At 60.5% G+C, this 23,691-nt stretch carries 24 protein-coding genes; 14 read left to right on the forward strand and 10 right to left on the reverse strand.

All coding sequences use genetic code 11. The annotated features are described in order from the left end of the window. Nucleotides 1-33 precede the first annotated feature (33 nt). The 6 genes from FOY56_RS03380 to pqqA all read right to left on the reverse strand — a co-directional run bounded on the left by FOY56_RS03380 (nt 34) and on the right by pqqA (nt 3,553). Nucleotides 34-249, reverse strand: coding sequence for a hypothetical protein (locus tag FOY56_RS03380; protein WP_146344374.1), 216 nt, complete (start codon nt 247-249; stop codon nt 34-36). A 172-nt stretch (nt 250-421) separates the two neighbouring features. Next, on the reverse strand, nt 422-1,516 hold the full coding sequence (gene pqqE, locus FOY56_RS03385; RefSeq protein ID WP_146344375.1) for a pyrroloquinoline quinone biosynthesis protein PqqE: 1,095 nt from the start codon (nt 1,514-1,516) through the stop codon (nt 422-424). Continuing rightward, nucleotides 1,513-1,800: a pyrroloquinoline quinone biosynthesis peptide chaperone PqqD gene (gene pqqD, locus FOY56_RS03390; RefSeq protein ID WP_146344376.1), complete on the reverse strand. Its 288-nt coding sequence runs from the start codon at nt 1,798-1,800 to the stop codon at nt 1,513-1,515. Before pqqD ends, pqqE begins: the two co-directional genes overlap by 4 nt. Next, a complete protein-coding gene (gene pqqC / locus FOY56_RS03395) occupies nt 1,797-2,525 on the reverse strand; it encodes a pyrroloquinoline-quinone synthase PqqC (protein ID WP_146344377.1) in 729 nt (242 codons plus the stop codon). The genes pqqD and pqqC overlap by 4 nt, the downstream gene beginning before the upstream one ends. Next, nucleotides 2,522-3,409 (reverse strand): pyrroloquinoline quinone biosynthesis protein PqqB, encoded by an 888-nt coding sequence (pqqB, locus tag FOY56_RS03400; protein WP_146344378.1) that lies wholly within the window; start codon nt 3,407-3,409, stop codon nt 2,522-2,524. Before pqqB ends, pqqC begins: the two co-directional genes overlap by 4 nt. 36 nt (nt 3,410-3,445) lie before the next feature. Further along, nucleotides 3,446-3,553 (reverse strand): pyrroloquinoline quinone precursor peptide PqqA, encoded by a 108-nt coding sequence (pqqA, locus tag FOY56_RS03405; protein WP_146344379.1) that lies wholly within the window; start codon nt 3,551-3,553, stop codon nt 3,446-3,448. Between the two features lie 171 nt (nt 3,554-3,724). Here pqqA and FOY56_RS03410 point away from each other — a divergent pair, with 171 nt between their 5' ends. The 5 genes from FOY56_RS03410 to FOY56_RS03430 are packed head-to-tail and all read left to right on the forward strand — an operon-like array spanning nt 3,725 to nt 8,557. After that, nucleotides 3,725-4,117 carry a hypothetical protein gene (locus FOY56_RS03410; protein ID WP_146344380.1) on the forward strand — a complete coding sequence of 131 codons (393 nt, stop codon included), beginning with the start codon at nt 3,725-3,727 and terminating at the stop codon, nt 4,115-4,117. After that, on the forward strand, nt 4,114-4,659 hold the full coding sequence (locus tag FOY56_RS03415; protein ID WP_186766228.1) for a hypothetical protein: 546 nt from the start codon (nt 4,114-4,116) through the stop codon (nt 4,657-4,659). Before FOY56_RS03410 ends, FOY56_RS03415 begins: the two co-directional genes overlap by 4 nt. Further along, the gene (sigJ, locus tag FOY56_RS03420) at nt 4,656-5,540 is read left to right on the forward strand and encodes an RNA polymerase sigma factor SigJ (protein WP_146344381.1); all 885 of its coding nucleotides are present in this window, start codon (nt 4,656-4,658) and stop codon (nt 5,538-5,540) included. Before FOY56_RS03415 ends, sigJ begins: the two co-directional genes overlap by 4 nt. A gap of 33 nt (nt 5,541-5,573) precedes the next feature. Next, a complete protein-coding gene (locus FOY56_RS03425) occupies nt 5,574-7,667 on the forward strand; it encodes a 4Fe-4S binding protein (protein WP_425468351.1) in 2,094 nt (697 codons plus the stop codon). Beyond that, nucleotides 7,664-8,557 (forward strand): FAD:protein FMN transferase, encoded by an 894-nt coding sequence (locus FOY56_RS03430; protein ID WP_146344382.1) that lies wholly within the window; start codon nt 7,664-7,666, stop codon nt 8,555-8,557. The genes FOY56_RS03425 and FOY56_RS03430 overlap by 4 nt, the downstream gene beginning before the upstream one ends. Before the next feature lie 61 nt (nt 8,558-8,618). Here FOY56_RS03430 and FOY56_RS03435 read toward each other — a convergent pair whose 3' ends face one another. Both FOY56_RS03435 and pedF read right to left on the reverse strand, forming a co-directional pair. Beyond that, nucleotides 8,619-9,521, reverse strand: a complete 903-nt coding sequence (locus FOY56_RS03435) for a substrate-binding periplasmic protein (RefSeq protein WP_146344383.1) — start codon at nt 9,519-9,521, stop codon at nt 8,619-8,621. A 19-nt stretch (nt 9,522-9,540) separates the two neighbouring features. Then, complete coding sequence (gene pedF, locus FOY56_RS03440) at nt 9,541-10,218, reverse strand: cytochrome c-550 PedF (RefSeq protein WP_146344384.1); 678 nt, start codon at nt 10,216-10,218, stop codon at nt 9,541-9,543. Between the two features lie 177 nt (nt 10,219-10,395). Here pedF and pedA1 point away from each other — a divergent pair, with 177 nt between their 5' ends. From pedA1 to FOY56_RS03460, 4 genes are all read left to right on the forward strand, one after another. Then, nucleotides 10,396-11,559 (forward strand): lanthanide ABC transporter ABC transporter substrate-binding protein PedA1, encoded by a 1,164-nt coding sequence (pedA1, locus tag FOY56_RS03445; RefSeq protein WP_222434953.1) that lies wholly within the window; start codon nt 10,396-10,398, stop codon nt 11,557-11,559. 95 nt (nt 11,560-11,654) lie between these two features. Then, on the forward strand, nt 11,655-12,608 hold the full coding sequence (locus FOY56_RS03450) for a YVTN family beta-propeller repeat protein (RefSeq protein WP_146344386.1): 954 nt from the start codon (nt 11,655-11,657) through the stop codon (nt 12,606-12,608). Nucleotides 12,609-12,886: 278 nt separating this feature from the next. After that, complete coding sequence (locus FOY56_RS03455; RefSeq protein WP_146344387.1) at nt 12,887-13,429, forward strand: tetratricopeptide repeat protein; 543 nt, start codon at nt 12,887-12,889, stop codon at nt 13,427-13,429. 139 nt (nt 13,430-13,568) lie between these two features. Then, nucleotides 13,569-13,985, forward strand: coding sequence for a c-type cytochrome (locus FOY56_RS03460; protein WP_146344388.1), 417 nt, complete (start codon nt 13,569-13,571; stop codon nt 13,983-13,985). Nucleotides 13,986-14,041: 56 nt separating this feature from the next. Here the strand turns inward: FOY56_RS03460 and FOY56_RS03465 are convergent, their stop codons facing one another. After that, nucleotides 14,042-14,587 carry a hypothetical protein gene (locus FOY56_RS03465; protein ID WP_146344389.1) on the reverse strand — a complete coding sequence of 182 codons (546 nt, stop codon included), beginning with the start codon at nt 14,585-14,587 and terminating at the stop codon, nt 14,042-14,044. A gap of 196 nt (nt 14,588-14,783) precedes the next feature. On the opposite strand from FOY56_RS03465, the gene FOY56_RS03470 reads away from it, so the two are divergent. The 4 genes from FOY56_RS03470 (at nt 14,784) to FOY56_RS03485 (ending at nt 20,791) form a co-directional block, all read left to right on the forward strand. After that, complete coding sequence (locus tag FOY56_RS03470) at nt 14,784-16,550, forward strand: PQQ-dependent methanol/ethanol family dehydrogenase (RefSeq protein ID WP_146344390.1); 1,767 nt, start codon at nt 14,784-14,786, stop codon at nt 16,548-16,550. A gap of 129 nt (nt 16,551-16,679) precedes the next feature. After that, complete coding sequence (locus FOY56_RS03475) at nt 16,680-17,369, forward strand: response regulator (protein WP_146344391.1); 690 nt, start codon at nt 16,680-16,682, stop codon at nt 17,367-17,369. A gap of 40 nt (nt 17,370-17,409) precedes the next feature. Beyond that, entirely contained in the window at nt 17,410-18,582 is a 1,173-nt protein-coding gene (locus tag FOY56_RS03480; protein ID WP_146344392.1) for an FIST N-terminal domain-containing protein, read from the forward strand. A gap of 4 nt (nt 18,583-18,586) precedes the next feature. Further along, nucleotides 18,587-20,791 carry a hybrid sensor histidine kinase/response regulator gene (locus tag FOY56_RS03485; RefSeq protein WP_146344393.1) on the forward strand — a complete coding sequence of 735 codons (2,205 nt, stop codon included), beginning with the start codon at nt 18,587-18,589 and terminating at the stop codon, nt 20,789-20,791. A 3-nt stretch (nt 20,792-20,794) separates the two neighbouring features. On the opposite strand, the gene FOY56_RS03490 is transcribed toward FOY56_RS03485, so the two are convergent. Continuing rightward, nucleotides 20,795-22,117, reverse strand: a complete 1,323-nt coding sequence (locus FOY56_RS03490) for an aspartate aminotransferase family protein (protein ID WP_146344394.1) — start codon at nt 22,115-22,117, stop codon at nt 20,795-20,797. Between the two features lie 183 nt (nt 22,118-22,300). Here FOY56_RS03490 and FOY56_RS03495 point away from each other — a divergent pair, with 183 nt between their 5' ends. Continuing rightward, nucleotides 22,301-23,680, forward strand: coding sequence for an FAD-binding oxidoreductase (locus tag FOY56_RS03495; protein ID WP_146344395.1), 1,380 nt, complete (start codon nt 22,301-22,303; stop codon nt 23,678-23,680). Nucleotides 23,681-23,691 lie beyond the last annotated feature (11 nt).

Genomic DNA, 23,691 nt, shown 5'->3' on the forward strand with positions numbered 1-23,691 from the left:
ATACACCGTCGGGGCCAATCGTGGCCCCGGCGCTTAGTCGATAATCGGTTGAGAGATCGTGTAGGTCGATTGGCTGACCTGAGGTGCCGTCGGTGCCATATGCCCAATATCGGAACACACCTGATAGTTACCCGCCGCGCAGGAATCCTTTTTCACCCACCAGGCGTCATCATACCCGCTTAGCGGATAAGGGTTGTTGCAGCCTGCGACCACAGCCCCCAAAGCAAACAAAATCAGTAACTTTTTCATGGCATCACCTTGCCGAAACGCGTTCATATATTGTGCGACAGTTTAGAGGTGAATCCAAAGAAAGAAAAACCGTTTAGCGGCGGACAGCCGATACCTGTGACAATGGCGTTTCCATATTCGTCACAATTCACTCGATTGCACCGAACTGTTGCCCGCATAAGCAGCAGCGTGTTCAGACTTGCCGGGCCGGTGCCGCACGATAGGTGAAATCGCCGACCTGCTCGGCAAGTGAGTCGGCCAGCAACTGTGTCACCACCCCATGCATCGGCGATTTGCGGCACACCGGATCGGTCGCCGCCGCATCCCCGGCCAACGCCATGGCCTGACACCGGCAGCCGCCAAAATCGATCTCCTTCCGCTCGCACCCGGCGCAAGGTTCGGGCAACCAGTCGGTGCCGCGATAGGCATTGAATGCCGCGCTGTCATACCAGATCTCCTTGAGCGACCGCGCGCGCACAGTCTCGAACTCCAGATGCGGGATGCTTTCGGCCGCATGACACGGCAACACCCGCCCATCCGGAACCACGTTCAGCCCCGCTGATCCCCAGCCGCCCATACAGGCCTTGGGGAAATCGGCATAATAATCGGGCGGCACGAAATCAAACGCCAGCACCCCACGCAACCGCACCTGTGCTTCGGCTACGATACGCTTGGCCGCCAAAGTCTGCTCACGCGTTGGCAACAGCATGCCCCGGTTTTTTGTCGCCCAGCCATGAAACTGCACACAGGCCACTTCCAGTCGCCGTGCCCCCAGGTCGACGGCCATCTCGATGGTCCGCTCCAGGTCGTCCAGATTATGGCGATGCATCACCGCGTTCAGTGTCAGCGGAATGCCACGTTCCTTGATCTCGGCGGCAACTTTCATCTTGCGGTCAAACCCGCCCTTGTACCCGCCGATCCAATCGGCCAGCGCAGCTGTCGTGCCCTGCATCGACAACTGGATATGATCCAGCCCCGCCGCCTCCAGCGCGTCCAGCCGTTTCGGGGTCAGCCCGATGCCACTGGTGATCAGGTTGGTATACAGCCCGGCCTGAACCGCCCCCGCCGTCAGGTCCACCAGATCCGGGCGCGAGGCCGGTTCTCCCCCCGACAAATGCAATTGCAGCACCCCCAGATCCGCCGCCTGGCGGAACACATCCAGCCAGGTGTCCGTATCCAGCTCGGCATCTTTGCCCAGCAATGCAACAGGGTTCGAACAATACGGGCACGCCAGTGGGCAGCGATGGGTCAGTTCGGCCAGCATAGCAATGGGCGGCGGCGCACTCATGGCTTCACCAACAGAAACACGCGGGCGCGCAGCCCCACCATGAACGTCTGCACATCGCCCTGGATCTGATCAACCGGCGCGTCATAGGTCGCGGCCAGGTCCGCCACGATCTCACCAAAGCTGGCCGCGCCAGTGACCCGGCTCAGGATCGCCTCGCCAATTGCATCCAGCGTCACTGCCTTTTCCGGGGCCAGCAGCACTGTCCCGCCCCTCACCCGATCTGTCGTCAACCGCACGCCGCGCGGCAGATACGGCACGTCTTCGGCGGCCAGATCCAGCGTCACAACAACCCCTCTCCGGGGTGCCAAGCCCCGGGCGGAATCCGCCCCGGTTCGACATAAGCTGCCGACAAGGCATCCAGCTGCGCCCACAACACGTTGGTTTTAAAGATCAACGCCGCGCAGGCCATGTCTTCTTTCTCGGGCGTATCCGCATGATCCAGCACCCATTGCAGGCCAAAGGCCACGTCCTTGGGGGCCTCTGTCAGTCGCTTGCGGAAATACGACAGGCTGTCGGTATTGGCAAAATCGTAATGCTCAAGCAGACCCTCGATCCGCCGCTCATGGATCTTGGGCGCGAACAATTCGGTCAGCGACGACGCCACCGCCTGCAGCATCGGCATATCCCGCACGTATCGGATATAGGCATCCACCGCGAATTGCGTCGCGGGCAAAACGCCCCGTCCGCTGGCCACATAATCCGGGTCCAGCCCCACCGCCTCGGCCAGTTTCAGCCAACGGCGCAGGCCTCCGCCTTCATCCACGCCACCATCATGATCTTCGATCCGCGAACGCCACTCCCGCCGCATCGCCGGGTCGCTGCATCGCGACAGAAACGCCGCGTCCTTCATCGGGATCGCCGCCTGATAGGCCCAGCGGTTGATCACCCAGGCCCGCACCTGATCGGGCGTGCAATCACCCCCATGCAGCTTGTGATGAAACGGATGCTTGTCGTGATACCGCTCGCCGCCAATGGCGCGCAACCGGGCTTCCAGCTCAGCAGAACTCATATCGCGATCTCCATCCCGTCGGCGGCCACGGTCCAGCCCTGCGCATAAACCTCGGCGCGCTCGCGACTGTCCGGCTGCCAGACCGGGTTCGTATTATTGATGTGAATAAAGGTCTTACCGGCCTCCAGATCAGCCAGCTGCGCGATTGATCCATCTGGCCCGCTGATCGGAATATGCCCCATCCGACGCCCGGTCTTGATCCCGGTGCCCGACCGGATCATCTCGTCATCGTCCCACAGCGTTCCGTCGAAAAACAGATGATCCGCATCCGCAATCTGCGCCTTCAGCTCGGGCGTCACCATTGCGCATCCGGGGATGTAATAGGCCACCTTGTTGCCATCGCTCAGCCGCACGCCGACGGTCTGTTCGCCCACCAGATCGGTCTGGACCACGTCGCCTTCCATGAACAGCGGCACTTTGCCCGGCACTGGAAACACCGTCGCCTGCATCCCGGGCTGCAATTCAAACGCCTGCCCGACCGAAATCGGCGACCGCGCGACTTTCTCGCGCGATACCGCATCAAAGATCCGGTTTTCGCCCAGCACATTCAATATCTCGCCCGTCGCAAACAACTCGAACGGAGTCTGTTCGCGCAGCGACAACAGCCCGGCGATATGATCGATATCGCCGTTGGTCAGCAGGACAGAATGGATGGGAGTATCGCGCAGCTCGCGCGGATGAAGCGCCGGAAGCGCCTGCACTTGCGCCCTTATATCGGGCGACGCATTCAGCACGCTCCACCGAACGCCATCGGCGGACACGGCCAAGGACGACTGGCCCGAGCTTGCAATTTTCCCGGCGCGTGCATCGGCGCAGTTGGGGCAACCACAGTTCCACTGCGGCAACCCGCCCCCGGCCGCAGCACCCAATACCAGAAACTTCATCTCGGGCCTGCCAGTTGTTCAGACGAATTCAGTAAATCAGTGCAGGTCGCGCTCGTACTCGCGGCCTTCGTCCTCTGCGGGAGAGTACATGTTGATCTCCATACCGCAGTTCACTTCTTTCAGTTTTGGTGCAGTCCAGGCCATATTTCATCCTCCGTCGGCTGGGTTTTCCTCGCAGTCACGCTAACGCGAACCTTTTCAAAACGAAATAGACCTTTGGTCGTAAGTCAGCCCCCGGCACATGCACGCCCGTCGATGTCACAGATCGGCGCGCCATCTCGTCTTTGTTTCGAAGCCGTCTCAAAGAGGACCCAAATGCAAAAACTGATCGTGATCGTGATCGGGGTGGGAGCGCTCCACATAATCAACGCCCTGTGGATGTGGCTATGGCCCGAAAACTGGTATCTCACCGTGCCCGGCGTCACCGCAACCGGGCCATTCAACATGCACTTTGTGCGCGATATCGCGTTGATTTTCCTGGTATCCGGCAGCGGGCTGATCTGGTCTGCCCTGCGCGGCCCGATCGCTCTGGGGCTCTGGGCCGCCATGTGGCCCTGCCTGCACGCGCTGTTTCACATCTGGATCTGGGCCGGGCGCGGCGCGCCGTTTGACTTTGTCGCCCTGTCAAACCTGCTGGGCATCCAGCTTCCGGCCTGGCTCGCCCTCATTTCCATCACCTTGCTTATCAAAAAGGACACTGACAGATGATTCGCACACTCCTGCACCGCAGCGCCACCTCGTTCGAAAACCGCTATGACTACGACGCTGGCTATATGCACCACGTGATCGACACCTCGACCAATGCCGGTCTGCGCCTTGCTGCCTTCCAGATGCTCAGCCAGTATCGTGGCCCGAAACACGGCCAAGCCGTCTGGGCAGGCACGCTGTTTGGCTCAACCCTAGACGGCGATTGCGGCCCCTGCGCCCAGCTTGTCGTCGATATGGCGGTCCAGGCCGGGGCAAATCCCGAAAAGCTGCGCCTGTGCGCCATCGGTCAAGCCGAACAGGCGGGTTCTCTTGGGCTTGGGTTCCGCTTTGCACAAGCCGCGATCCTGGACGCGCCCGAAGCTGACGACCTGCGGGCCCAGATTGACCAGAAGTTCGGCCCCCAGACCGTCATCGCCGCCGCGTTTGCCGCCGCCTCCGGGCGCATGTACCCTGTCCTGAAACGCAGCCTTGGCATGGGCAAGGCCTGCCAGCGTCTGCAATTCGCCGGGATCGACACGCCATTGCAAACGAGGGCCACATGACCGACAAAACCGCCCTGTTCGAATCCCAGCGCCCGGCCCTCACCGCCCTGTGCTATCGCATGCTGGGCGAGGTCGCCGCCGCCGAAGACGCCGTTCAGGACACGTGGCTGCGCTGGTCCCAGACCAGTGCAGACACGGTGCACAACCCGCACAGCTGGCTGCGCAAGGTCGCCACGAACATCGCCATTGACGCCCTGCGCTCGGCCCGGGCGCGGCGCGAAACCTATGTCGGCCCGTGGTTGCCAGAACCGCTGCTGCAATCCGACATCACCGCCGAAAGCCCGTTTGTGATGGCGCAGGAATGCGAACTCGCCCTGCTTTGGGCCATGGAACGCCTGACTGAAACCGAACGCGCTGCCTTTATCCTGCGCGAAGCCTTTGATGCCGGATACGCCGAGATCGCCGAAACCCTTGGCCGCTCCGAAGCCGCCTGCCGCCAACTGGTCAGCCGTGCCCACAAACACTTGCAAGCCGCCGGGCCCCGCTATGACGCCCCGCCGCAAGACGTCGCGGCCCTGATTGCCCGGTTCTCAGCCGCCATCGCCGCGCAGGATCATGCCGAAACCCTGTCGATCATGGCCCCTGACGCAATTGCCATCAGCGATGGCGGAGCCACCGTCCGCGCCGCCCGCCGCCCGCTGATCGGCCCGCTTGAAATCCTGCACGTCTATTCGTCGGTCCTGCAACGCAAAAGCAAACCGGATCTCACCCCCACATTCGTCGTCGCCAACGCCCAGCCCGCCCTTGCCCTGTCTAGGAACGGCAGACTCACAAACCTGCTGACCCTCGCCCTTGATGACGCCGGTCTGATCCGCTGGGTTTATACCATGCGGAACCCCGAAAAACTCACCCCGCACCGGTTTGCGACCATAGTCGAATAGGGCCGCAAAAACCGCCGCCCTACTCTGCGCGATATGCGTGTGATTGCCTCTTTCCTGTGCGGGATTCTGATGCTCGCCTGCCAGCTTACGGTGGCGGCGGCCGAACAGATGACCACCGAGCAAATGTCAGAATTTGTGATGCCGCCCTTTTCCATCGGTGAACAGCTGAATGACAAGGGCGTGCACCAACTTCTGAATTCCGGCGGCGCCGAGGCCGGCTATGTCTTTGAAACGCAACCCTTTGCACCGCTGCCAGGCTTTTCCGGCGCGCCGATCAACGCACTGGTCATCCTTGACCTTGAGGGGCGGTTTCTGGACGTCCGCCTGATCGAACACAACGAACCGATCTTTGTCTCGGGTCTGGGCCAGGCACCGTTTCACGCCTTCTTCGAACAATACCCCGGCCTCTCGATCTCGGATTCGATTGTTGTCGGCACGCCCTACGGCGGCGGCGGTTCCGGGTCTTCGCTGGTCTATCTGGATGGGGTAACCAAGGCGACGGCCTCGGTCCGCATTGCTCACGAATCCGTGATGGGCGCGGCCCTCGCGATTGCGCGCGAAAAGATGCAAGGCATCGCCACTCAGCCCCCGGCCTTCCCCGACCCCGACCATGACGAAACCCTCACCTGGTCCGATCTGATCGATCAGGGCCTGGTCGCCCACAAAGTCGTCACCAACGCCGAAGTTGACGCGATGTTCGCCGACACCCTGTGGGAGGACGACGACCCCGATGCCAAAGACGACCCCGACGCTCCATATCTTGATCTCTGGGTCGTCGACCTGGGCCCCAAATCCATCGCCCGGGCCGTCTTGTCTGATGACGGCTATGACGAGTTGCAGGAATTCCTGTCGATTTCGACCACGGACGAACCGATCCTCGTGGTAGAAACCGCCCGCCACGGGTTGGTCAGCCCCGAATTTGTCCGCAACACTTCGCCCGACTGGCTGTCTGCCGAACAGAACGGCCTGCCCATTGCCTTGCGCGACAGCGACCTGTTCGTCGAACTGAACGATGCCCTGCCCGACGCCCTGCATGACGGCACCATGCTGATCCTGCGCACAGACCGCCGCCTTGGCTTTGACCCGGCCAGCGAATGGACCCTCAATGTCGCCGCGATCCGCAAGCACGGCATGTTCCAGCCTGAAGCTGGGTCTGTCACCCTATCGCTCACCCACCAAACCGATGACCGCTTTTTCGCGCGCCCGGTCGTGGTGAAACCCGTCCCGCCCTGGGTCGACGCGCTGCGCAATCGCCAGACCGACCTGATCATTCTTGGCGTCTTCCTGATTGGCCTCACCGGCCTGTTGCTGACCCGGATGAACCCGCTGGCCGACGCCAAAGGCTTCACACCTGTGCGCCTTGCCATTCTTGCTTTTGTCACCGTCTTCATTGGCTGGTGGGGTCAAGGTCAGCTGTCCATCGTCACCCCTCTGGCCGTTCTGCGCACCGCAATGGATGGCGGCAGCTTCAGCTTCCTGCTTTACGATCCGTTCTCGCTGATGCTCTGGGGCTTCACGATCGTCGGCTTCGTGCTTTGGGGACGTGGCTATTTCTGCGGCTGGCTCTGCCCGTTCGGCGCGCTGCAGGAATTCATGCATCACATTGGCCGCAAACTGCGCCTGCCCAAAATCGAACCCTCTCCAGAGTGGGACAAACGCCTCAAGCTGTTCAAATATGTCCTTCTCGCCGGGCTGGTCGCCACCGTCTTCATCGCCCCCGACCGCGTCGACAAGGCGGCCGAGGTTGAACCCTTCAAAACCGCGATCACAACGTTTTTCATCCGCGAATGGTACTATGTCGCCTATGCGGCGGTCTGGCTGGTGATCGGCACCATGACGTTCAAGGGCTTCTGCCGCTATGTCTGCCCGCTTGGTGCGGTCATGGCCATCGGCGGCCTGGTCCGGGGCCGCGACTGGATCGAACGGCGCGCCGAATGCGGATCGCCCTGCCAGCTCTGCAAGGTCAAATGCAACTATGGCGCCATCAAGAAAACCGGTGAAATCCGGTACTCCGAATGCTTCCAATGCCTCGATTGCGTCACCATCCACAATGACACCACCCGCTGCGTGCCGCTGATCATCGCCGCCCGCAAACGCGGCCAGTCCACATTGGAGGCCGCTGAATGAGCCTGACCCGCCGCCGCTTCCTGACGCTCACCGCCGCCGCCGTGCTGGCCACGCCGGCCCGCGCCGAACCAATACGCTGGCAGGGCTATGCGATGGGGGCCGACTGCACGCTGACCCTGCACGCCCCACCCAAGCAGGCCGACGTCGCGATTCGCGCAATCCGCGACCTGCTCAGCGACATCGAACACCGTTTCAGCCTGTACGATGCGGCGTCTGAACTCTCGCGCCTGAACCAAAGCGGCGCCCTGACACCCCCCTCCCCCGACATGGCCAAGCTCCTGACCCTCGCAGGGCAGGTCCATACAGCCACCCAAGGCCGGTTCGACCCCACCGTCCAGCCGCTCTGGCACGCGTTGGCAACTGGGCACGATGCCACCAAAGCCCGCAAAGCCGTCGGCTGGACCCGGGTGCAAATTACGCCCGACCGGATCGCGCTCGGCCCCGGTCAGGCCCTCACCCTGAATGGCATCGCCCAGGGCTATGCCACAGATCTGGCCACCGACCGTCTGCACCAGCTCGGCCTGACTCGCGTCCTGATCAACCTTGGCGAATTCTCGGCCCTCGGCGGCCCGTTCCAGCTCGGCCTGTCCGATCCCGCGCGCGGCCTCTTTGCCACCCGCCCGCTGACCAATAGCGCCATCGCCACCTCCAGCCCCGGCGCGCTGCACCTCAGCGACACTGACAGCCATATCCTTGACCCGCTGGGTCATGGGGCGCTCTGGTCAACCATCACCGTCGAAGCAACCAGCGCCGCCCTTGCCGACGCGGCCTCCACCGCGTTTTGCCTGATGAGCAAACCTCAGATTGAAACCGCGATGCACGCCCTGCCCGGCCTCACCCGCGTCACTGGCCTGCCAAAACAGGGCCCGGCCCAGATCTTCACGATCTGACGTCCCTCATTCTTCTCTTTGACAAATACTCAAAACTCCGACCGCGCACCCAGGCACAGGTCTATCGCAGCTCAGGTGCCCGGTAACTCAGCCCATGGCTGTCAAAAATCGCCTCGATCCGCCCATCCTGCACAGCCGCAAAGATCGCGTCTTCCACCGAATACGCCAAAGGCCGATAGGCAAAATGCACCGCAGTCCCGACCGTCCATGACCCGACCGAAAAGCCCGGCAACGGCGGCGTATGCACGCCCACCCCATCGACCAGCCCGAATTCCAGTTGTGCCAATGGCCCCATTGCCGCCATGGTCTCGCCCGCCGCCAATCGGGCCATCGCCTCGCCGGTTGTCGAAAACCGGCTTACGTTGCCCCGCAGCTGACCGCCGGGAAACGACGACAAGTAAAAATCGGCAATCGAATCATTCTCGACGCCCACCGTGTCGAACCGAAAATAGGCCGGCACCGGCTTATCCTCCGGATACGCAGCCTCGTCATAAGCGATGGCAATTTCTTCAACGTGATAGGTACCGGTGAACACGACCTGCTCAACCCGACAGGCATATTCGCTGTCATAGGGCACATGCAGCAGCACATTCGCCACCGCCCCGCCCACCACCGGACCTTTCCAGATCCAGTTGCGCAGATCCGCATCCAGATTTTCGCCGGGCGTGACCAGCTTGAACCGCGCCTCGACCCCCAGATCCTCGGCAATCAGCCGCCCGATCTCGATATCGACACCTTTGACCTTGCCGCCCTCCTCCCAAGACCAGGGCGCAAAATCCTCATAGGCCGCAAAGGTCATGAACCCCTGCTCCTGAATCGTATCCAGATCCTGACCAACGACATCGCGTCCGGCATTCTGAGGTTTTGGCTGGGGCACATGATCGGCGCAGCGCGCCAGTGCGGGTGCTGATAACAAACACGCCGCAGCGAGGGAGAAGACAAATCTGGCCTGATTTCCGATCATGTGCCCCGGGTCCGCAGCTTCAGTGCGCCGCAGACAAACCAACGGTCAGCGCTTCGGCCGCCCCGTTGAAATCTGGCGTCTCACCTTCGATCAGGTTTGCCGCCCGGAATGCAACGCTGTCCGCCACGGGGGCGCCCGATCCGGTCTCGACCGCCTCGGCAACGCCGCGCAATTCGGCCAGCAAGGCCGCCGTGTCGCCATCCGCGCCGCCCGCCATCGCCTGCAACTGATCCCGGATCTCCAGCAGACGCGGCGTGGCATCGTCCAGCGCGCCGTCATCGGGGCGGGTTTCGATATAGGTCCGGATCGCCCAGGCGGCTTTCTGGCCCAGCAATTCGCCAAAGGCGGGCATCTTGGTGATGCCGTTCTGGGTATACCCCAGTTCAAACCGTTCCACATACCACTCGTCGCCATATTCTTCGGCTTCAAGGTATCGCAGATCCGGCGCAAGCCCGCCCGACACAACGCCCAATCCGTGGCAGCGTGCGCAATTCTGGTTGTACCCGCTGTCACCGATCTCGATGGCAGCTTTCCAGACATCCTCACCGGCATCGCGATAAGGGTTTTCCGTCAACCATTCTTCCCCCACATCGGGCAAAACGTCGGTATCGACGGGCTGTGGCGCAACGTCTCCGTGCGCCTGAACGAAAGTCGCTGCGGCGATCAGGCCCAGCGTGGCCAGAGGCAATCTGAACATGGCGTGTCCTCCATTTACCAGTGTTTCGGCGTTCTAGCCCGCCCTCGGGGTCTGATGATACGCGACTTTGGTTCAACTTCGACCCCACTCAGGGTACGACATTGGTACAATAGAAGGTGATTCCGACCTCCCTTTAAGGTTCAGGACCGGAACCGCATTTGATGGGAGGGGATGACCATGCGACAGATCTGGCAGATCTTTCTGGCCGTGCTGCTGGGCGCCCAGACGGCCGTTGCCGATATCGACGTTCCGATCATCTACCTCAAACAGGATCAGGACCGCCCGCCGATCCTCTCCAACCTCGACACGATCCCCGATAACCTCGGCATCGCCGGGGCGCAGCTTGGCCTTGCCGGCAACCTGACCACGGGCGGCTTTCTGGGCCACAGCTACACGCTCGATATCCGAACAGTCCCGATCGGCGGAGATCTGGTCGCCGCCGCCATCCAGGCCCTGTCTGACAGCCCGCTGCTGATTCTCGACACCCCCGCCGCCGACCTGCTGACCATCGCCGATCTGGCGCAAGCCAAAGACGCCCTGCTGTTCAACGTCGCCGCGCCCGCGCAAGCCCTGCGAAACACCGACTGTCGCGCCAATCTTCTGCATACCCTGCCCTCGCTCACCATGCGCGCCGATGCGCTGATGCAATTCATCCGCTTCAAACGCTGGGACAGCCTTGCGATGGTGACCGGTGCCCATCCCGGCGACATCGCTTTTGCAGAGGCCCTCAGATCCAGCGCCACCAAGTTCGGCCTCAAGATCGCAACCGAAAAATCCTGGATCTTCGACGCCGATATGCGCCGCAACGCCGCGCAAGAGGTCCCGCTGTTCACCCAGGATCTCGGCAAATACGACCTGCTGCTGATCGCCGACGAACTGCATGATTTCGGCCGCTACATCGCCTATAACACCTGGACCCCGCGCCCGGTTGCAGGCTCCGAAGGGCTGGTGCCCACCGCCTGGGCCCCCGTTGTCGAACAATGGGGCGCGGCGCAATTGCAGTCACGCTTTCACGACCAGTCAAACCGCACAATGCACGCCACCGACTATGCCGCATGGGCCGCCATCCGCACGCTGGGCGAGGCCGTGACCCGCACCAGCACCGCCGATCCGGTCACCCTGCGCAGCTTCATCCTGTCGGATAAATTCGAACTCGCCGGCTTCAAGGGCCGCCCGCTCAGCTACCGCACCTGGAACGGCCAGATGCGCCAGCCGATCCCGCTGGTCACCGCCCGCGCGCTGGTCGCACAAGCGCCGTTGCCCGGCTACCTGCACCAACGCACCGAACTCGACACGCTGGGCCTTGATGCCCCAGAAAGCGGATGCACCGCCTTCCAATGACACCGCCCTTGTTTCCTCTTGCGAAAAATATCCTCGGGGGGTCCGGGGGGCAGACAGCCCCCCGGCCTTGCCGCGCAGCCCTACGGAGCCTTGCCATGAAACCGCTTGCCACAGCCCTCATTCTGCTCGCCTCGCCGCTCACCGCGGCCGAGATCTGGGTGACCAATGAAAAAGATGACACCATCAGCGTGATCGACATCGACACGCTCGACGTCACCCGCACTATCCCGACCGGCGAACGCCCGCGCGGCATCACCTTCTCCAAGGATTTTTCCCGCGTCTACATCTGCGCCTCGAACAGCGACACGGTGCAGGTCATGGATCCGGAAACCGGCAAGATCCTGCACGACCTGCCGTCGGGCGAAGACCCCGAACAGTTCGTTCTGCACCCCAATGACCGCCACCTCTACATCGCCAACGAAGACGATGCTGTCACCACCGTGGTCGATACCGAAACCCGCAAGGTGATCGCGCAGATCAATGTCGGCATCGAACCCGAAGGCATGGCCGTCAGCCCCGATGGCAAGATCGCCATCACCACGTCCGAAACCACCAACATGGCGCATTGGATCGACACGGACACCCGCCAGATCGTCGCCAACACGCTGGTCGATGCCCGTCCCCGTCATGCCGAATTCACCGCCAACGGATCCGAACTTTGGGTCAGCTCCGAAATCGGCGGCACCATCACCGTCTTCGATGTCGCGACCCATGCCGAAAAAGCCAAGCTCGACTTCGCCGTCAAGGGCGTCCACCCTGATCGCGTGCAACCCGTCGGCTTCGAATTCACCGAAGACGAAAAAACCGCATTCGTCGCACTTGGCCCCTCGAACCACGTCGCCGTGGTCAACGCCGAAACCTACGAAGTCGAAGACTACATTCTCGTCGGCCGCCGCGTCTGGCACATGGCCTTCTCCCCCGACAAGTCGCTGCTGTTCACCACCAACGGTGTGTCCGGTGACGTGACCGTGATCGACGTCGCAAAACGGGAAGCAATCAAAACCATAAAAGTTGGCCGCTTCCCCTGGGGCGCCGCCTTTCGCCCCTGATTATTTTGGTACAAAACGAACAAGCCTCCTCTGAGGCGATGTACAAAACGGTCATTCGGGCCACCGCGTAGGCTGTCGTCGCCCCCCTCGCGCTCTGAGCGACGACACCCGAATGCCCCTTGCAGACGCTCTACCTAAGCTGAAATCCGGCAGTCCATACGGGCCCGGATTTACTGCATGGCATTATACGTCGCAAAGGGTGACCTTTATTACGACCATTCCACCAGTGATCCAAACCGACATGACTGATAGGATTGCGCGTCAGGAGGACAGGACACATGCTCAGATTCACCGTTCTACTCAGCTGCCTGATCGCAAGTTCCGCTTTGGCCGACGAAGACGACGATGACTTTGGCACGCTGAACCCCGATGAGATGAGCCTTGGCCGCGTGATGGAAAACATCCGTCGCGGTCAGACCGACATGTCGTCCTGTGCTGCCGGATACCTCATCACCAAAAGCGGACGGCACGGTCTGGCGCGTGAAGTGTTCGAAACCTGCGCCAATGACGGGTATTCCGGGGCGATGACCTGGATGAGTCAGCTTGATAACAACGGGTTGGGTGGCGAATACGATCCCGATGCGGCCGCCAACTGGGATCGCCGCGCGGCGGAAGCAGGTGATCCGGTTGGCAAGTTCAACTATGGGATTGACCTCATGCGCGGGCATGGAGTGGCCCAGGATGAGGCGCGCGGTCGGGCACTTGTTGACGAAGCAGCCGCCCACGGGTTGGTGATCGCACGCCGCTTGCAAGCCGCCGGATATGACCTGGATGAGGTCACGCCGGATGCCGATAACTGGAAATACGCCCCGTTGTTCTGAGCGCGCCCAGACCAAACCGACCAGAAAACCACCAGAATTACGACTAAAGGACAAGCTAAGTCGGGTGTTTTCTTGATCCGGGTCAAACCCCCTGCACCTGTACGCCCTAAAATGGGGGCGAACCAGTCAGGAGGACATCATGCGAAAGTTCATCCCCATCCTGAGCGTCGCGTTGGGCGCTTTGACCATGCCCGCCGTTGCCAGCGAAGCCACATTCGACAAGATCAAGATCCAAGCCGGAAGCCAGCTTTTTGAAGCTGAGTGTCGGCGCTGCCACGCCACCGATGCTGATCACGACAGCTATGGTCCGCCGCTGGAAAACATTGTTGGCCGCGCTGCTGGCAGCTATCCCGACTACGACTATTCGGTTGCGCTGGAAGCCTCGGGGATCGTCTGGACACCCGCCGCTTTGAGGGCCTGGATCGAAGACAATGCTGGTTTCATGCCCGGCACCAAGATGCGTCATGTCGGCATTACGGATCCGACGGTACAGGATTTCATTATCTCGTATCTGACGGCAATCACTACGCGCGACGGGGCGGCAATCTCTGACTAACGACCCTGCCGGAAGCCGCTGATAACGCTACGATTATCCGGCCTTGCCGACTGTCATCAGTCGATTACCACAACGGGCAGCCAATGGCTGTCCGGATCGGATTCGTGCAGATCGCCCTCGCTCAGAGGCCGCAGTTCGCCTGCTGGCGGAGGGGCTGACAGCAGGTTCATATCCATCTCATGCAGTTGGCCGACCAGACGATCTCCGTCGACCTCCAGCTTGTAATACACCCCGTTCCACATGTTGATGCCGTATTCGGTGGCGCCCTTCCAAAGGAACAGCAGATCATATTCCAGATCTGTCAAGTCGTCAGGCGTAACCACGCGGCGAATCTCATATGGGTAGGGTACATAGCACCAGTGTTTCTCGGGGCTTTCGAGACATTTGAAGGGCCGCATCGACAGAAAATGGTTGGCATAAACCGCGTCTTCGGCTGCAATTTCATAAGCGATGCCGCTATCTGTTGGCATAAACGAGACTGACCCTATGACTGTCCGGGTCCCTTGAGCATCCTCAAGCGCAATGGTGCGGTTGCCTTCCAGCGCGCCAGCCTGAGCCGACACAGCGCCGAGAATCGCAAGAATACAAAGACTTGATCGCATTACGGTCCTCCCTACGTGGGCCTGCCTTTGGTTCAATCGCAGGATTTGTCCCTGACAGCTTAAGTATAGCCCACCAAAATGACCTTACGACCTTTGTGCAATTTCGCTGCGCCCAGTCCGCTTCAATAATGCGTGTGCCAGTTGCAGAGCGCCGAGGCGTCGCTGCTGGCCGGAGGACAGATAGGGGAGGAACCCAATGAACCGGTTTATTATTGCCGTTGTCGCGGGTGTCATGACTGCGGGCGTTGCCCAGGCGGGTGTGACCGAAGACGATCTGAACAACGATCAGGCCAACACCAGCCAGGTTGTTACCAACGGGATGGGGCGGCATCTGCAGCGCTATAGTCCGCTCGACACCCTGAACAAGGACAACGTGCAGAACCTGTTTCCGGTCTGGGCGTTCTCGCTGGGTGGCGAAAAGCAGCGTGGCCAGGAAACCCAACCGCTGATCTATGACGGCGTGATGTACATCACCGGATCTTACAGCCGCGTTTATGCCATCGACCTGAAGACCGGCGAAGAGATCTGGCAGTACGACGCCCGTCTGCCCGAAGGTATTTTGCCGTGCTGTGACGTGGTCAACCGCGGCGGCGCCATCTATGGCGACAACTTCTATTTCGGAACACTGGATGCCCGCATCGTGGCGCTGGACCTGAAAACCGGCGATGTGAAGTGGCGCAAGAAAATCGCCGACTACAAAGCCGGCTATTCTTATACTGCTGCGCCGCTGATCGTGGACGGTCTGGTTATCACCGGAAACTCTGGTGGTGAATTCGGCATCGTTGGCGAAGTGCAGGCCCGCAACGCGGAAACCGGAGAACTGGTTTGGACCCGGCCCGTTATCGAAGGCCACATGGGCACGCTGAACGGCGAAGAAAGCACCATGACAGGTGAGCTGAACGCGACCTGGCCGGGCGATATGTGGAAAACCGGTGGCGGTGCGACATGGCTTGGCGGGTCTTATGACCACGACACCGACACTCTGGTCTTCGGAACCGGAAACCCGGCCCCCTGGAACAGCCACCTGCGTAATGCAGGCACGCCGACCGAGGGCAACGCGGGCGATAACCTATATGCAGCATCGCGTATCGGGATTGATCCGGCCTCGGGTGAAATCAAGTGGCACTTCCAGACCACGCCCCGCGAAGGCTGGGATTATGACGGTGTGAACGAAGTCGTCGCCTATACGGACCGGGACGGCAACAAGCGGTTCGCCACTGCAGATCGCAACGGGTTCTTCTATGTGCTCAACCGTGAAGACGGCAAGTTCGTCAGCGCCACGCCTTTTGTGAAAGACATCACATGGGCTTCGGGCATCGATGACACAGGTCGCCCGATCTTTATCGAAGACAACCGTCCTGGGAATCCTGCAGACGCGGCCGATGGCAAGAAAGGCTCCGTTGTGTTCTCTTCGCCCGGCTTCCTGGGCGGTAAGAACTGGATGCCGATGGCGTTCAGCCAAAACACCGGAAACTTCTATGTACCGTCCAACGAATGGGGCATGGATATCTGGAACGAGCCGATCACCTATAAGAAGGGCGCGGCCTATCTTGGGTCCGGCTTTACCATCAAGCCGAACTACGAAGACCACATCGGCAGCCTGAAGGCGATCGACCCGGATACGGGCGAGCTGAAGTGGGAGTTCAAGAACGAAGCCCCTCTGTGGGGTGGTGTGATGACCACCGCTGGTGGCCTTGTGTTCACCGGCACTCCAGAAGGCAAGTTCATCGCCTTTGACGACGAAACCGGCGAACAGCTTTGGTCTTTCCAGACCGGATCAGGCATCGTTGGCCAGCCGGTCACCTGGGAAATGGACGGCGAACAGTATGTCTCGATCATTTCGGGCTGGGGCGGCGCGGTTCCGCTTTGGGGCGGCGAAGTTGCCAAAAAGGTCAACTATCTGAACCAGGGTGGTACAGTTTGGACCTTCAAACTGCCAAAACAGCTGGCAGCAGCCAACTGATCCATCTTGGGATCTGAAACGCAAAGCGCGCCCTTTCGGGCGCGCTTTTTCCGTTATACGACCTTCTGCCTATTTGGTTGATTGACTGCAGATTGATAGGCTGACCCCATACAACGTAATGGATCGACCATGACCCACCGGGAAAGATCAAAGGCCCAGCACAATTTCACGACGGCGCTGATCGTGGATGATCACCCGCTGTTTTGCGATGCGCTGTCGATGACACTGCAAGCTGTTTCGGGGATCCGTCAGGTCACCACAGCAGACTGTATGAAATCCGCGCTTGAGGCGGTCGCTTCCGGGGCACAGCCGGATCTGATCGTCCTTGATCTGAACCTGCCCGATGTGAACGGGCTAAGCGGTCTGCTGCGCCTGCGCAACAGTTCGAAAGCGCCGATCATGGTGGTGTCATCGATGGCCGACAACCGCATCCTGAGTTCCGTCATTCATGCCGGAGCGTCCGGATTCGTCCCCAAGCACAGCCAGCGTGACGTGTTCAAAACGGCCATCGAAACGCTGACCAACGGTGAGCGTTTCATTCCGCCAGGCTATGTCCTGCTTAGCGATGCCAGGGCCGAGGAAGAACAGGATTCGGCCAGCCGCCTTGCGTCGCTGACCAATCAGCAGGCGCGCATTCTGCAGCTGATCTGCGAAGGCAAGCTGAACAAGCAGATCGCCTTTGATCTGTCGATCGCGGAAACCACGGTCAAGGCACATGTAACCGCCATTATGCGTAAGTTGGGCGTGCAAAGCCGCACGCAAGCCGTGCTGCTGGCCAAGGACACCAGCTTTTCAAACGTCTTGCACGACCGCGGCTGACCTGAATAGGATAGCCGACAACGTTGGGGGAGGAGGGACGATGGACCAAGTGCTTGGTCTGTCCGGTTCGCGTTCAGGCGCGGGCCAAATCGTGCGGTCGGCTTTTGCCGACTGCGAAGATGTGAATGCCATTGATCGTCTGGCAGGGATTCTGGTGCCCGAAGATCTGGCAATGGTGATCCTGTTCCTGTCGCCCAGTGCCAATGTCGATGCCCTGATTGCAGAAGCAAAACAACGCTTTGCACCAGTTCCGGTTGTGGGATGCACAACTGCGGGCGAAATCTCACCTGCCGGATATACGGAAGGTGAAATCGTCGCTGTCGGTTTGCCCAGTTCCAACTTTCTGGCGCAAACGATTCTGGTGCCCGATCTGGACGACTTTCAGGGGCAGTCTCTGATCGAATCCATGATCCGCGAACGCAACGTCATGGCGGCGGTTGAACCTGACTGGAAATCCGAATTCACGTTCCTGTTGATCGACGGGTTATCGACTCGCGAAGATGCGCTGACAGCCGAGCTGGCCATGGGGCTGGGTCCGGTGCCGCTGTTTGGAGGCTCGGCCGGAGATGGCGAAAATTTTGAATCCACCCGCATTCTGTATGATGGGCAGGCCCTTCCCAATGCTGCCGTTCTTATTCAGGTCCGCAGCAACTGCCCGATCAAGGTGTTCAACACCGATCATCTGATCCCGACCGAAGCCCGCATGGTTGTGACCAGCGCCGATCCAGCCCGCCGGGTTGTGCATGAAATAAACGCCGAACCAGCCGCCGGTGAATTCGCCCGCATCGTCGGCAAGAATCCCGACCAACTGGATACATTCACCTTCGCAGCACACCCCGTCGTGGTGCGGATCGGCGATCATCACCATGTCCGCGCTATCCAGCAGGTCGATGAAAACGGCGATCTGGTGTTTTTCTCGGCCATCGACGAAGGCGTGGTTCTGACCTTGGCCGAACCCGAGAACATGGTGATCCACCTGACCCGCGAGCTTGAGCGCCTGTCCGAAAAAGGCGCGCCGGATACCATTCTGGGCTGCGACTGTGTGCTCAGGCGAATCGAAGCCCAGCAAAAACAGATGACCGGAGACCTGTCGCGGCTGTTATCAAAGCACCGCGTTGTCGGTTTTTCGACCTATGGCGAACAGGTGAACACGATGCATGTCAATCACACGCTGACAGGCGTTGCGATTTATCCACCGGATACGCAAGGATAGGCCCATGTTAAATGGCCTGATTGACCCCAAAGACAGCCTTGAACGGCAAAACCAGAAGCTTCTGAAAATCACCGAGACGCTGATGCGTCGGGTGGAACAGGGCACGGATGCCTCGGGCGTGGCTTATGCCCAGTTCGAACGCGCCGTTCTGCTGGAAGAAGAGGTCCGGGCCCGCACCCGTGAACTTGAACGTGCGCTGGATCTGCTGAACATGTCGAACGCGCGGCTGGCCATGGCCAACGCAGAAACCGAAGCCGCGCGCGCCAACCTTGCCAACGCAATTGAGACCGTTCAGGAAGGGTTTGCCCTGTTCAATGCGCAGGACGAACTGGTGATGTGCAACAGCCGCTTTGGCAAGCACATGCGCGATGTCTATCACCTGTTCAAACCCGGGCTGACCTTTACCGAATACGTGCGTCTGATCAGCGAAAGCCCGTTTCTGTCGCTGCCTGACGGTCAGACCTCGGCCCAATGGGCCGCCCAGCGCATGGACCGACACAAAGACAGCCATGTTGTATTCAATGCAAGGATGGCGGGCAGCCGCTGGTTACAGGTCAGCGAACACCGGACACCGGATCGCGGCACCGTGGTGTTGCAGACAGATGTCACCGACATGGTCCGGCTGGAACGGCAGGAACGTGAAAAGCTGCTGGATGATCAGGCCCGGTTGGTGCGCGCCACTCTGGAACATCTGAATCAGGGCATCTGTATCTTTGACAGCCAGAACCGGCTGGCGGGCTGGAACCGCCGGGTGGGTGAATTGCTCTCGATCCCGCTGGGCCGGTTCTACATCGGAGCTTCGTTCGATGCGCTCTACGCCGCGCTTAGCCGGGTGGTCGAATTCAGCGATGCCGACACACCGGATCTGATCCAAAGCTGGGTGCGCGATCACAACCGCCGGATGCCATTGTCATTTGAGATCACACTCAGCGTCAACCGGACCATGACGGTCTTTGCCCAGCAGATGCCGGATGAGGGGTTCGTGATCAGCTTTACTGACGTCTCTGCAGAACGCTCGGCTGTGCGCGCGATTTCGGAAGTGAACGAAACCCTTGAGCGGCGTGTAATGGAACGCACGCTTGAGTTGGAAGACGCTCTTTCGGAAGCCGAGCGCGCCAATGCGTCAAAGTCGCGGTTCGTGGCTGCCGCCAGCCATGACCTGCTGCAACCGCTGTCTGCTGCCAAACTGTATGTCACATCGCTTGAGAACGATCTTGAATCGCCCGAAATGAAAGAGCGGGTGGCCAAAGCGAACAACGCGCTGGTCAGTGTCGAACACATCCTTGGCGCTTTGCTGGATATTTCGAAACTGGACTCCGGACGCGCGGCGGTTGATGAAACCGCTGTGTCGCTTGGAGAGATGTTGCTGCAATTATGTGACGAACTGGCGCCGATGGCCGCGCAAAAGGGTCTGTCGTTTCGTGCTGTTTCTACCGACGCGATGGTGCGCAGCGATGCTACTTACCTGAGGCGGATCCTGCAAAATCTGATTTCAAATGCGATCCGGTATACGGATCATGGCAAGGTGCTGGTCGGCGTGCGGCAGGGTCGCAAATCGGTTCGGGTCGAAGTCTGGGACACCGGCCCCGGCATCCCCGAGAACCAGCAGGAAAAAGTGTTCGACGAATTTCACCGGCTTAATGCCTCGGCCAGCCCTGCGGATGGCATGGGGCTGGGGTTGGCCATTGTCGAACGGGCGTGCCGGTTGCTGAAGCACCCGCTGCACCTGAACTCAACCGTGGCCAAAGGCACCCGGTTTACTGTTGAATTGCCCCGCATCGTGATGAAATCCGCTCAAGCCGCCGCGCCGCGACCACAGCCGTCGCGCAGTGGCAACCTTGAGCATCAGATCGTTCTGCTGATCGAAAACGACACCGAACTGCGGCACGCGATTGCCCTGACGCTGGAAAATTGGGGGCTCGACGTGTTCCCTTGCTCCAGCGAGGCCGAAGCCATGGCGCTTTTGCAAGAGGTCGACATCGCTCCCGACAGCATGGTGATCGATTTTCAACTGGATGACGGGCTGCTTGGAACAGACGCGATCGCCAATCTGCGCAGCCGGTTTGGCCCGATCCCGGCCTGCGTGATCACGGCGAACCGAACGCCGTCGGTGATCGATGCCTGCCGCCAGGTCGATGCGACGCTGCTTTACAAGCCTCTGGATCTGGCTCAACTCAGCAGTTTCTTGATACAGGCGACGCAGCGCTAGTCGCTATGTCAACACGGTCGAAATTGCGCTGGCCAAACGATCTGCGACCAGGGTTGCATCATCATCAGACATGATGAACGGCGGGGCCAACAGCACGTGGTCGCCGTGGCGGCCATCGCGCGTTCCGGGCATCGGATAACAGATCAGCCCCTGCGCCAAAGCTTCTTTCTTGATCTTGGCCGCGATAGCTCGCGACGGATCAAGCGGTGCCTTGGTTTCGCGGTCTTCGACCAATTCGACGCCCATGAACAGCCCCCGCCCCCGGATATCCCCGACATTCGGATGTTGACCCAGCGCCCGCCGCAAGGCAGCGTCCAGCTTAGGTTCCAAAGCGCGAACCCGCGCCGTCAGATCCCGGTCAACAATCTGGCTGACAACCGCAAGACCTGCCGCCGCAGCCACCGGGTGGCCAATATATGTGTGCCCGTGTTGGAAAAACCCGGATCCGTCGGCGATTGCCTGATAGATCTGATCTGAACACAGCATGGCACCGATAGGCTGGTACCCTGCGCCCAGCCCTTTGGCGATGGTCAGGATGTCGGGGCGAACGTTGTCAGCCTCGCACGCGAACAGATGGCCGGTTCGGCCCATGCCGCACATGACCTCATCCAGGATCAAAAGCACGCCGTAGGCATCACAAATCTCACGAGTACGGGTGTAATACCCTTCGACCGCTGTTACCGCGCCCAAGGTCGCGCCCACCACCGGTTCGGCGATAAAGGCCATCACGGTTTCCGGGCCCAGTTCAAGTATCCGGTCTTCCAGTTCTTGCGCCGCGCGTTGGCCATAGTCGAACAAGGTCTCACCCGCAGCGCGTTCTGCGTATTCATAGCAGGGGGCAATGTGGCTGACGTCGATCAGAAGCGGGTCGAATTGCTGCCGTCGCCACGCATTTCCGCCCGCCGCCAGAGCGCCCAGCGTGTTGCCATGATAGCTTTGCCGCCGCGCGATCAGGTGCCGCCGGTCAGGTTCTCCACGTTCAAGATGGTACTGGCGGGCCAGCTTGATCGCCGCCTCGACGGCCTCGGACCCACCTGAGACGAAGTAAACGCGGTCGATGCCCTCGGGGGCGTGATCGACCAGAAGATCGGCCAAAGCCTCGGCCGGTTCCGACGTGAAGAACCCGGTATGAGCAAAGGCCAGCTTGTCGACCTGATCCTTGATTGCCTGTTTCACTGTCTGGTCCGAATGCCCAAGGCATGACACCGCCGCGCCACCTGACCCATCGAAGTATCGCTTGCCGTCCGCGTCGATCAGATAGCATCCGTCACCTGACACAGCAGTGGGCAATGACGCGTGGCAGTGCCGGGGAAAAATGTGACTCATGACCCAGATCCCTTTTTGGTTTCCCGGCAGCATGCAGAAGCCAATGGGCTTTGTCACGCACTGGAAAAGACGCGCTCAGGTGTTTCCATCAAAGCAAGCGCAGTGCTGATTTTTGGTATACCAGCCGCCGTGAATTTCCTTAGAGTGTCGGCAGGTAGTGAAATTGAAGTAACGGACGTGACCATGACACATGACGCAGCCCTTGCCGGTTTGAAGACCCTTCTGGGCAACAGGCTGGTGACCTCGGACGCCGACAGGGCCCTGCATGGTCAGAACGAAACATGGTTTCCAAACACCCCCCCCGAAGCCGTCGCTTACCCTGAGACCACGCAAGAGGTCGCCCAGATCGTTGCGCTGTGCAACACGCATCGGTGCCCGGTAACGGCGTATGGCGCGGCAAGCTCGCTTGAGGGGCAACACCTTGCGGCACGCGGCGGGATCAGTCTGGACATGAACCGGATGAACCGGGTTCTGGACGTGCGGGCCGAAGATCTGAACGCCGTAGTGCAGCCCGGAATCACGCGGATTGCCCTGAACGAAGACCTTCGCACGACCGGCCTGTTCTTTCCGGTCGACCCCGGAGCGGATGCCTCGATCGGCGGCATGGCCGCGACCCGGGCCAGCGGAACGACAGCGGTTCGTTATGGCACGATGCGCGAAAATATTCTGGCGCTTGAGGCGGTGATGGCAGACGGGACGGTCATCCGCACCGGATCAGACGCGCGAAAGTCATCGACCGGCTATGACCTGACGCATCTTCTGATCGGGTCTGAAGGCACCTTGGGGATCATCACCGAACTCACGTTACGCCTGCAGGGTATCCCCGAGGCGATGTCGGCCGCGACCTGCCGCTTTGCCACTGTCGAAGACGCCGTGAATTGCGTGATCCTGACGATCCAGTCGGGTCTGCCGATGGCCCGGATCGAGCTTTTGGACGAAGTGATGGTGCGGGGGTTCAACCTTTACTCGGACGCGGGCCTGCCAGAGTTACCGCATCTGTTCCTTGAGTTTCACGGATCCCCCGCCGCTGTCGCGGAACAAGCTGAGGCCTTTGGTGACATCGCCGCCGATTTTGGGGCCGACGCCTTTCGCACTGCGACAACAACGGAAGACCGCAATGCGCTTTGGGCCATGCGTCACAATGCACATTACGCCAGCGGCGCGTTGGGCAAAGGCAAGCGGATCATGGCAACGGATGTCTGCGTGCCAATCTCGAAACTGGCCAAAGCCGTGACACAGGCGCAAAGCGATGCTCAGCGGCTGGGTTTGACCGCTCCTATCGTGGGGCACGTAGGCGATGGCAATTTCCATTGCGGGGTCAGCGTCGACCCAAATGATCCAGACGAAAAGGCGCGTGTCGAAACCTTCACCGGAGCTTTGGCCGAGACCGCCTTGCGTCTGGGGGGCACCGTCAGCGGCGAACACGGGATCGGGCTGGGCAAAATGAAATACATGACGGCAGAACATGGCCCCGCCCTGCCCATCATGCGTGCCATAAAAGCGGCGCTGGATCCCAATGACATTCTGAACCCGGGCAAAATGCTGCCGCCCGGAAATCAATAACGCAATCTCTA

The organism is Falsiphaeobacter marinintestinus (assembly GCF_007923355.1).
GTDB classification, from domain to species: Bacteria; Pseudomonadota; Alphaproteobacteria; order Rhodobacterales; family Rhodobacteraceae; genus Phaeobacter_A; species Phaeobacter_A marinintestinus.

Excerpts from the sequence above, each read along its gene's own strand:
- FOY56_RS03380 (WP_146344374.1), bottom strand. The coding sequence starts at position 249 with ATGAAAAAGTTACTGATTTTGTTTGCTTTGGGGGCTGTGGTCGCAGGC.
- pqqE (WP_146344375.1), bottom strand. The coding sequence starts at position 1,516 with ATGAGTGCGCCGCCGCCCATTGCTATGCTGGCCGAACTGACCCATCGC.
- pqqC (WP_146344377.1), bottom strand. The coding sequence starts at position 2,525 with ATGAGTTCTGCTGAGCTGGAAGCCCGGTTGCGCGCCATTGGCGGCGAG.
- pqqB (WP_146344378.1), bottom strand. The coding sequence starts at position 3,409 with ATGAAGTTTCTGGTATTGGGTGCTGCGGCCGGGGGCGGGTTGCCGCAG.
- pqqA (WP_146344379.1), bottom strand. The coding sequence starts at position 3,553 with ATGGCCTGGACTGCACCAAAACTGAAAGAAGTGAACTGCGGTATGGAG.
- FOY56_RS03410 (WP_146344380.1), top strand. The coding sequence starts at position 3,725 with ATGCAAAAACTGATCGTGATCGTGATCGGGGTGGGAGCGCTCCACATA.
- FOY56_RS03415 (WP_186766228.1), top strand. The coding sequence starts at position 4,114 with ATGATTCGCACACTCCTGCACCGCAGCGCCACCTCGTTCGAAAACCGC.
- sigJ (WP_146344381.1), top strand. The coding sequence starts at position 4,656 with ATGACCGACAAAACCGCCCTGTTCGAATCCCAGCGCCCGGCCCTCACC.
- FOY56_RS03425 (WP_425468351.1), top strand. The coding sequence starts at position 5,574 with ATGCGTGTGATTGCCTCTTTCCTGTGCGGGATTCTGATGCTCGCCTGC.
- FOY56_RS03430 (WP_146344382.1), top strand. The coding sequence starts at position 7,664 with ATGAGCCTGACCCGCCGCCGCTTCCTGACGCTCACCGCCGCCGCCGTG.
- FOY56_RS03435 (WP_146344383.1), bottom strand. The coding sequence starts at position 9,521 with ATGATCGGAAATCAGGCCAGATTTGTCTTCTCCCTCGCTGCGGCGTGT.
- pedF (WP_146344384.1), bottom strand. The coding sequence starts at position 10,218 with ATGTTCAGATTGCCTCTGGCCACGCTGGGCCTGATCGCCGCAGCGACT.
- pedA1 (WP_222434953.1), top strand. The coding sequence starts at position 10,396 with ATGCGACAGATCTGGCAGATCTTTCTGGCCGTGCTGCTGGGCGCCCAG.
- FOY56_RS03450 (WP_146344386.1), top strand. The coding sequence starts at position 11,655 with ATGAAACCGCTTGCCACAGCCCTCATTCTGCTCGCCTCGCCGCTCACC.
- FOY56_RS03455 (WP_146344387.1), top strand. The coding sequence starts at position 12,887 with ATGCTCAGATTCACCGTTCTACTCAGCTGCCTGATCGCAAGTTCCGCT.
- FOY56_RS03460 (WP_146344388.1), top strand. The coding sequence starts at position 13,569 with ATGCGAAAGTTCATCCCCATCCTGAGCGTCGCGTTGGGCGCTTTGACC.
- FOY56_RS03465 (WP_146344389.1), bottom strand. The coding sequence starts at position 14,587 with ATGCGATCAAGTCTTTGTATTCTTGCGATTCTCGGCGCTGTGTCGGCT.
- FOY56_RS03470 (WP_146344390.1), top strand. The coding sequence starts at position 14,784 with ATGAACCGGTTTATTATTGCCGTTGTCGCGGGTGTCATGACTGCGGGC.
- FOY56_RS03475 (WP_146344391.1), top strand. The coding sequence starts at position 16,680 with ATGACCCACCGGGAAAGATCAAAGGCCCAGCACAATTTCACGACGGCG.
- FOY56_RS03480 (WP_146344392.1), top strand. The coding sequence starts at position 17,410 with ATGGACCAAGTGCTTGGTCTGTCCGGTTCGCGTTCAGGCGCGGGCCAA.
- FOY56_RS03485 (WP_146344393.1), top strand. The coding sequence starts at position 18,587 with ATGTTAAATGGCCTGATTGACCCCAAAGACAGCCTTGAACGGCAAAAC.
- FOY56_RS03490 (WP_146344394.1), bottom strand. The coding sequence starts at position 22,117 with ATGAGTCACATTTTTCCCCGGCACTGCCACGCGTCATTGCCCACTGCT.
- FOY56_RS03495 (WP_146344395.1), top strand. The coding sequence starts at position 22,301 with ATGACACATGACGCAGCCCTTGCCGGTTTGAAGACCCTTCTGGGCAAC.